Below are 7,755 nucleotides of genomic sequence, written 5' to 3' on the forward strand. Positions count from 1 at the left end.
CAGAATGTAGGTCAACATCCGCTTCGGTGCAAGTCATTCGCCCCAGGCCACCTCATGGATGCGCACCAGTTCGGCGACCTGCCGGGGCGTCAGCATGGCGGGGGTGGTGCCCCGCAGAAGCAGTGCCAGCCGGGCGGCGGCCTCGAGTTCCTCGATGGCGTTGCAGGCGGCCTCCAGGTCCAGTCCGGCGACCACCGGGCCGTGATTGGCCAGCATCACGGCGGACCGCTTGCCCGCAAGGCCGCGCACCGCCTCGCCGATGGCCGGATCGCCGGGGCGGAAATAGGGCAGCAGCTTGACCCGGCCAAGCTGCATGAAGGCATAGGGGGTGATGGGCGGCAGGAAGTCCTCGGGGTCCGCCTCGGGCAGGGCGGACCAGGCGACCGAATGGCAGGAATGCAGATGCACCACCGCCGCCGTGCGGTTGCGGGTTTCATAGAATGCGCTGTGCAGCGGCATTTCCTTTGTGGGCCTGTCGCCGCCGACATGGTTGCCCGCCGCGTCGAAACGCGACAGGCGGGCAGGATCCAGACGGCCGAAGCTGGTGCCGGTGGGGCTGACCAGCAGCCCGCCGTCCTCGGTCCGGGCGCTGATGTTGCCGGTGGATCCATGCGTCAGCCCCCGGTCGAACAGCGACCGGGCCAGCAGGCAGATCCGTTCGCGAAGCCGGGACTCGCTCATCGGGCCAGCCTTTCGGCGGCCTTGGCGAAAAAGTCCTCGGCCCCGAAATTGCCGGATTTCAGCGCCAGCACCAGATTGTCGCCCGCCCGGATCGCGGGAACGCCGGGGTCGATCTCGGGGCCGATCTCCAGGCTTTCGACCGCCAACCCCTCGACCACCGCCCCCGAGGTCTCGCCGCCCGCGGTGATCAGCCGCGTGACCCCGCCCGCGACCAGCAGGCGGGCCGTTTCGGCGAAAAAGGCGTCCAGCTTGCGGGCGACCGCCTCGGATCCGTGGCGGGCCTGCACGGCGCGCACGGCGCCGGGGTCGGCCGAGGAATAGACCAGCGGCAGGCCCCCTTGCGACAGCGCCCAATCCGCCGCCCGGCGGGCGGTCATGGTTCCGGCCATCACCGCCTCGGGGTCGATGTCCATCGCCGGGTGGCCGTCCGCGACGTGGCGGGCGACCTGCCCCCGCGTGGCGCCCGAGCAGGAACCCGACAAGGCGGCGGCCGGACCGGACTGGCCGCGCCATTGCGGCCCTTCGGCGGACAGCAGCCCGCGGGCGCGGAAATTCGCGGGCAGCCCAAGCGCGATGCCCGACCCGCCGGTCAGCAGCGCCTGATCGGCCACGGCCCGCCCCAGCACGGACAGGTCCTCGTCGCGGATCGCGTCGGTGACGACAAGGCGGTGCGGCTGCGCCCGCAGCGCCGCGCGCACGGCGTCGGCCCCCTGCCAGACCGTCGCGGCGGGGATATGGCCCACGCCCTCGCGGGTCTGATGGCCCAGCCAGCGGCGCAGGTCGGGATCGGTCATGGGGGTCAGGGGATGGTTCTCCATCCCGCTTTCCGACAGCAGGCGGCCGCCCACGAACAGGTGGCCCTGATAAACCGTCCGCCCCGCCGCCGGAAAGGCCGGGCAGAAGATCACCCGGTCGGCAGCCAGGGCATCCGCCAGGGCCTCGGCCACCGGGCCGATATTGCCCGCCGGCGTGGAATCGAAGGTCGAGCAATACTTGAACAGGAACTGCTTGCAGCCTTGGGCGCGCAGCCAGTCCAACGCCTCCAGCGACAGGCGCACGGCGTCCGCTGCCGGCATGGTGCGCGACTTCAGCGCGACGATGCCCGCCTCGACATCCGGGGCGGCGGGGGCGGACGGCGTGCCGGAATATTGCACCACCCGCATCCCGGCCTTGACCAGGGTGTTGCCCAGGTCGGACGAGCCGGTGAAGTCGTCTCCGATGCAGCCCAGCAGCATGTCAGGACCAATCCGTCACGGCATCCTGCGCCGCGCGCAGGCGGAACAGTTCGGAGCCGGTATCCAGATCCACATCGCCGCACAGGATCATCCGCCCGGCCTGCACGTCACGCTTCAGGCGGCGGCCCGAAAGCAGGTAATAGGGGATCGGCGTCGCGTCCGACAGCGCGCGGGCGGGCGTCATCCGGCCCGAGACATGGGCGATGGTGTGGTGATGCCCCTCGGCCACCAGCAGCGACCCGGCGGGCAGGTCGGCGTCGGCCCGCGCCGTCAGGTCCATCACGGGATGCGGGCGTTCCGCGCCCGACGAGACGCCCAGCAGGGCCGCCTCGAACACGGTGGTCGCGGCCTCCATTCCCAGCAGGTGGCGCGGCAGGCCGATCATCGCCGTTCTCCCGCTCTGGGCGACGACATGGCCCTTGTCGCGCAGCATGGCCCAGGTCTCGTCGTCCTCGCAGGCGACGGTGACGAAGACGCCGCCCGCGAAGGAGGGTTCCCCCGGCAGGCGCAGGCAGTTGAACACGTCAAGCTGGCCGTTGCCGGTCAGCAGCCCGCCGTCCGCGGCGGGCGCCATCAGGTCGGCCAGTTCGGTGATCCGGGCGATGGGGGCGTGATAGTCCGGGCGGTCGGGCGCCATGTCCAAAGCGTTCGCGACCACCACCATCTCGCACAGGTCGGGAACCGCGCGCTGCGGCAGCTTTGCCAGGCGGGCACGGGCGGCCACGACCTCGGGCCAGGAACGGCCGCGCGCCTCAAGCCAGTCGCCGAAGCCCGGCGCGTCCACCGTGACGCCATTGCTGGCGATGCTGCCGGTCGCGGGATCATAAACGAAATCGTATTCGCTGGACTTGCCCGCCGCCACGATGCGCAACCCGCAGACCTGCGCCCAGGTCGCAAGCCCGATCAGCAGGCTCGGCTGGTCGCCGTCGATGGGAGAGCAGACCACGCCCTTTTCCGCCGCCATGCGCGCCAGGATCGGGCCGGCCACGCTGTCGGTTTCCTTTGTGACCATCACCACATGCTTGCCCGCCTGAATGGCCAGCCGCGCATGGCGCGCCCCGGCCTCGGGGTTGCCGGTGGCCTCCAGCACCACGTCGATGGGCAGGTCCGCCACCACGGCCAGATCGGCGGCGGCGATGGCCCGGCCCGCGTCCCAGGCGGCCCGCGCGGCCGCCGCATCCGTGCATTCGGCGATGTCGGACACCCCGACCGAGGCCAGCACCCCCGCCGCCGTCGCCGCATCGCGGTCAACCGCCACGCGGCAGGTCAAGCCCCGGACATGCCGCGCCTGCGCCAGAAAGCTGCGCCCGAAGCCGCCGGTGCCGACAATGGCGCATTCGACCGTCCGGGCGCCGAGGCCCGCGAAATAGCGATGATGGTTCATGATGTTTTCCTTACTCCACCGGAACCCGGCGACGGAAGCGCGATCCCAGCGAGGCCAGCTTTGGCAGCACCAGAAGCGCGATGCCGATCGCCATGATGCCGCTGACCAGCGGGTTCGAGAAGAAGATCCCCAGCGACCCGTCCGACAGGACCATGGACTGGTGAAAGGCGTTTTCCGCCTTGTGGCCCAGCACCATCGCCAGGACCAGCGGGGCCAGCGGATAATCCAGGCGGCTGAACAGGTATCCGACCAGGCCGAACAGCAGCACCAGCCACAGGTCGAAGGTGGCGTTGGACACCGTATAGGCGCCCACGAAGCAGATCGCCACGATCATCGGGCCGATGATGGTGAAGGGGATGCGCAGCAGGGCCGCGAACATCGGCACGGTGGCCAGCACCAGCACCACGCCCACGATGTTGGACACGTACATGCTGGCGATCAAGCCCCAGACGAAATCGGGCTGCGTCTGGAACAGCATCGGTCCCGGCGTCAGGCCCCAGATCATCAGCCCGCCCATCATCACGGCGGCGGTGGCCGAGGACGGCACGCCAAGCGCCAGCATCGGCAGCATGGCGCAGCTTCCCGCGCTGTGGTCGGCGGTCTCGGGCGCGACGATGCCTTCCGGGCGGCCGGTGCCGAAGGCGGCGCCCTTGCGCGACGACGACCGGGCGATGCCATAGCTCATGAAGGACGCCGCCGTCGGGCCGCCCGGCGTGATGCCCATCCAGATGCCGATCAGGCCCGACCGGATATAGGTCGCCCAGTAGCGCGGCAGTTCCGCGATGGTCTTGAACACGTCGCGCAGGTCGATCCTGGACGCCACGCCCCGGAAGCGCAGGCCTTCCTGCACGGTGGACAGCAGCTCGCCGATGCCGAACAGGCCGATCACGACCACCAGGAAGCTGATGCCGCCCAGCAGATCCTCGAACCCGAAGGTCAGGCGGATGGCCCCGGTCACGCTGTCCATGCCGACGGACGCCAGCAGCAGCCCTGCCGTCAGCGACACCAGCGTCTTCATGGGCGCCGCGCTGCCCATGCCGATAAAGGCGGCGAAGGCCAGGAAATAGACGGCGAAATATTCGGGCGCGCCGAATTTCAGCGCGAAGTTCGACGCCCATCCGGCCAGCAGCGTGATCACGATCACGCCCAGCAGCGCGCCGAAGCCCGCCGACATGAACGCCAGCGTCAGCGCCCGCGTCGATTGCCCGGACCGCGCCAGGGGATAGCCGTCGAAGGTGGTTGCCACCGACGACGGCTCGCCCGGGATGTTGAACAGGATCGAGGTGGTGGAACCGCCGAACAGCGCCCCCCAGTACATCGACGACAAGAGGATGATGGCCGAGGTCGGGTCCAGCGCGAAGGTCAGCGGGATCAGCAAGGACACGCCGTTCGGCGCGCCGAGGCCGGGCAGGACGCCCACGATCAGGCCCATCAAGACGCCGCCCACCATCAGCATCAGGTGCATCGGCGTGACGGCGATGCCGAAGCCGTGCATCAGAAGATCGAAGTTTGCCATGTGCCCGCCCCTCAGTAGATGCCCAGAAGCGGCTCGATCGGCCCCTTCAGCAGCGGAATCTTGAAGATCGCCTCGAAGATCAGATACAGCGCGACGGCAAAGCCCGCGCCCACGCCAAGCGCCAGGGGCAGGCGGTATCCGCCCTGCCGCCACGCGCTCCAGGTGATGTACAGAATCGAGCCGACATAGATGCCCAGGGTCAGGGTCAGGACCACGAAGGCCAGCAGGGCGGCCAGAAAGACGCCCAGGCGGCGGGCGCGTTCGCCGTCCAGGAACGGTTCCTCGGCGTCGCCGCCGCCGGCAAGGTGGGCTTGCGCCTGGCGGTGGCGGACAAAGGCCGCGACCCCGTTCCACAGGCTGGCGCCGATCAGGATCAGGCCGACATAGAAGGGAAAATAGCCGGGCTGCGGGCCGCTTTCCTCCCATCCATAGCCAAGTTCGGTCGCGCCGACCGCCCCCGCAAGGCCAAGAGCCCCCGTGGCGATGGCGGTGCCCAGTTCGGCATGAAAGACTTTGACGGTCATGGTCCCCCTCCCCTTGTGGTCATGGCCTGCGCCGGAACCCGGCGCAGACCGATCGGCGTCTTACTGGGCGGTCCAGCCCTCGGCCTCGAAGACCTTGACGGCATTGGCTTCGCTGGTCTCGATGAACTTGGCCAGCTCCTCGCCGGTCAGGAAGGATGCCGATTGCGAGGTCTTGGCAAGGTAGTCCTTCCAGTCCTGGCTGTCGGCGACCTTTTGCAGCGCGTCCTGGTAATAGGCCAGAACCTCGGGATCGGTGCCGGCGGGCAGCCAGACGGTGCGCGGCATCTGGTAGCTTTCGATGTCCAGGCCCTGCTCCTTGCAGGTCGGGATGTCGTGCCAGCCCATGTCGCCGCTGACCGGCGCGCTTTCGGCCATGCGCTGCGGGGCGAAGACGCACAGCGGGCGGACCGCGCCGGCCTGCCACTGGCCCGCGTTCTCGTTGGGGTTGTTCACGTTCGCCGCGACATGGCCGCCGGCCAGCTGCACGCCGACCTCGCCGCCGCCGTTGAAGGGGACGTACTTGAAGTCCGCGCCGGTGGTCTGCTCGATCAGCGCGACCAGGGTTTCATCGGTGTCCTTGGACTGGCTGCCGCCAAAGGGAATGGTGCCGGGGGCTTCCTTGGCCGCGTTCACCAGGTCCATGGCGGTCTGGTAGGGGCTGTCGGCCTTGACCCAGATCAGGAATTCGTCCAACGCCAGCGCCGCGACCGGCTGCAAGTCCTCGACCGTGTAGGCCAGCTTGGCGACATGGGGCAGCAGATAAACGTTGTTGGTTCCGAAGATCAGCTTGTGCGGGTCGCCTTCGTTCTGGCGGGCATAAAGAAACGCCTCGGCGCCCGAGCCCGCGCCCTTGTTCAGCACCACGATGGGGCGTTCCACGATGCCGTCGCGGGTCAGCACGGCCTGAATGGTGCGGGCGAAGTTGTCGGTGCCGCCGCCCGCGCCGGATGCGACGACGAATTCGACGGGCCGCGTCGGCGCCCATTCGGCAAAGGCGGGCGCGGCCAGCATCAGCGCGGTCGCAGCCAGAAGGCCGGTCTTGGTCTTGGTCATGGATTTTTCCTCCTCCGGAATGAACCGGCCCCCGGCTGGGGACCGGGAAAACGGTGCTATTCGGCGACCAGCGCCGCCGCCCCCCCGACGCCAGAGGTCGCCCAGTCGGCGGGCAGCGTCCGGCGGTCGCGGGCGGGGTTCAGCGCGGCCAGGCGCGCGCCCAGCAGGGCGGCTTGCAGCGTGGCGCCCCCGTCGGCCTTGCCCTTGCCCGCGATGTCGAAGGCGGTGCCATGGGCCGGAGTGACGATGGGAAAGCCGTAGCCCGCGATCAGCGTCACGCCGCGATCAAAGCCCATCAGCTTCATCGCGATCTGGCCCTGGTCGTGATACATGGTCAGCACCGCGTCGAATTCGCCGCGGATGGCGCGCACGAAAACGGTGTCGGACGGGATCGGACCCTTGGCGTCGATGCCCTCGGCCACGCCCGCGGCCACGGCGGGGGCGATGATGTCGTCATCCTCGGTCCCGAAGTTGCGGCCATCGCCCGCGTGGGGGTTCAGGGCCGCCACGCCGATCCGGGGATTGGGCTTGCCCGCGCCGGTCATCGTCTCGTGCGTCAGGCGCAGGCTGGCCAGGATCCGCTCGACGCTCATGCGGGATGCGACCTCGCTCAACGGGATGTGCGAGGTGACGCGGGCGTTCCAGACCTCTTCCAGGACGTTGAATTCGCGGCCCGAACGGTCGGTGTCCAGCACGCGGTCGATAAAGCCGATCTCGTCCACATAGGCCGGACGCGCCAGGCGCATGGAATGCTTGTTGAAGGGCGTGAACATCACCGCGTCGGCAATGCCCGCGCGGGCCAGCCGCAGCACGGCGGCGAAGTTCTGCAAGGACGCGGCCCCGGCTTCCGGGCTTGACCGGCCCAGCGTCACGGTGCCCGCCGGGATGTTGCCCAGATCGACCAGAACGTGGCCCGGGGGCAGGCTGCCTGCCTGGTCCGCGGACACCACCGGCAGATCCAGCGTCACGCCGGCATGGTCCGCGCCCATCTTCAGCACGCTCGCATCGCCCACCACGACGACATCCTTGTCCGCCATCGCGGGATCGGCCAGCAGCTTTGCCGCAAGTTCCGGGCCGACGCCACCGGCGTCACCGATTGCCAAGGCTATGCGCATTTCCCGATTCTCCATCCTCTATGTAACATTCTGTATACAGCATTTTGCATCGGATCCAGGTTTTTCGGGCGGGATGCAGTTGCCGGTTTGGACAGGGGGGCGCTGGAACGCCCCCCCCTTTTTTCTTATTCCGCGAGGGCCTTGGCTGCGACCCTTGCGCAGAGCGCCAACGAGACGGCGCCGGCGTCCGGGTGTCCCAGGCTGCGTTCGGCCAGGGGGCGGGCGCGGCCCAGCCGGGGGATCAGTT

The 7,755-nt window shown here is 69.2% G+C and carries 8 protein-coding genes; all 8 read right to left on the reverse strand.

Annotation, left to right across the window (positions count from 1 at the left end):
* Window positions 1-33: 33 nt before the first annotated feature.
* Window positions 34-681, reverse strand: a complete 648-nt coding sequence (gene otnC / locus ACFOM8_RS19100; RefSeq protein WP_377763852.1) for a 3-oxo-tetronate 4-phosphate decarboxylase — start codon at window positions 679-681, stop codon at window positions 34-36.
* A complete protein-coding gene (otnK, locus tag ACFOM8_RS19105) occupies window positions 678-1,916 on the reverse strand; it encodes a 3-oxo-tetronate kinase (protein ID WP_377763854.1) in 1,239 nt (412 codons plus the stop codon). Before otnK ends, otnC begins: the two co-directional genes overlap by 4 nt.
* Before the next feature lies 1 nt (window position 1,917).
* Window positions 1,918-3,300, reverse strand: coding sequence for a Gfo/Idh/MocA family oxidoreductase (locus ACFOM8_RS19110; RefSeq protein WP_377763855.1), 1,383 nt, complete (start codon window positions 3,298-3,300; stop codon window positions 1,918-1,920).
* Window positions 3,301-3,310: 10 nt separating this feature from the next.
* Window positions 3,311-4,816, reverse strand: coding sequence for a tripartite tricarboxylate transporter permease (locus ACFOM8_RS19115; protein ID WP_377763857.1), 1,506 nt, complete (start codon window positions 4,814-4,816; stop codon window positions 3,311-3,313).
* A gap of 11 nt (window positions 4,817-4,827) precedes the next feature.
* Window positions 4,828-5,340, reverse strand: a complete 513-nt coding sequence (locus tag ACFOM8_RS19120; RefSeq protein ID WP_377763858.1) for a tripartite tricarboxylate transporter TctB family protein — start codon at window positions 5,338-5,340, stop codon at window positions 4,828-4,830.
* Between the two features lie 60 nt (window positions 5,341-5,400).
* A complete protein-coding gene (locus ACFOM8_RS19125; protein WP_377763859.1) occupies window positions 5,401-6,393 on the reverse strand; it encodes a tripartite tricarboxylate transporter substrate binding protein in 993 nt (330 codons plus the stop codon).
* Window positions 6,394-6,449: 56 nt separating this feature from the next.
* Entirely contained in the window at window positions 6,450-7,496 is a 1,047-nt protein-coding gene (locus ACFOM8_RS19130; RefSeq protein ID WP_377763861.1) for a 4-hydroxythreonine-4-phosphate dehydrogenase PdxA, read from the reverse strand.
* Window positions 7,497-7,633: 137 nt separating this feature from the next.
* The coding region (locus ACFOM8_RS19135) for a DAK2 domain-containing protein (protein WP_377763572.1) at window positions 7,634-7,755 on the reverse strand (122 nt) is incomplete at its 5' end.

Origin of the sequence: Paracoccus angustae (assembly GCF_042648745.1) — a bacterium.
GTDB lineage: Bacteria > Pseudomonadota > Alphaproteobacteria > Rhodobacterales > Rhodobacteraceae > Paracoccus > Paracoccus angustae.

Bases quoted from the DNA above. Each gene is read 5' to 3' on its own strand.
- otnC (WP_377763852.1), bottom strand. From the start codon at position 681: ATGAGCGAGTCCCGGCTTCGCGAACGGATCTGCCTGCTGGCCCGGTCG.
- otnK (WP_377763854.1), bottom strand. From the start codon at position 1,916: ATGCTGCTGGGCTGCATCGGAGACGACTTCACCGGCTCGTCCGACCTG.
- ACFOM8_RS19110 (WP_377763855.1), bottom strand. From the start codon at position 3,300: ATGAACCATCATCGCTATTTCGCGGGCCTCGGCGCCCGGACGGTCGAA.
- ACFOM8_RS19115 (WP_377763857.1), bottom strand. From the start codon at position 4,816: ATGGCAAACTTCGATCTTCTGATGCACGGCTTCGGCATCGCCGTCACG.
- ACFOM8_RS19120 (WP_377763858.1), bottom strand. From the start codon at position 5,340: ATGACCGTCAAAGTCTTTCATGCCGAACTGGGCACCGCCATCGCCACG.
- ACFOM8_RS19125 (WP_377763859.1), bottom strand. From the start codon at position 6,393: ATGACCAAGACCAAGACCGGCCTTCTGGCTGCGACCGCGCTGATGCTG.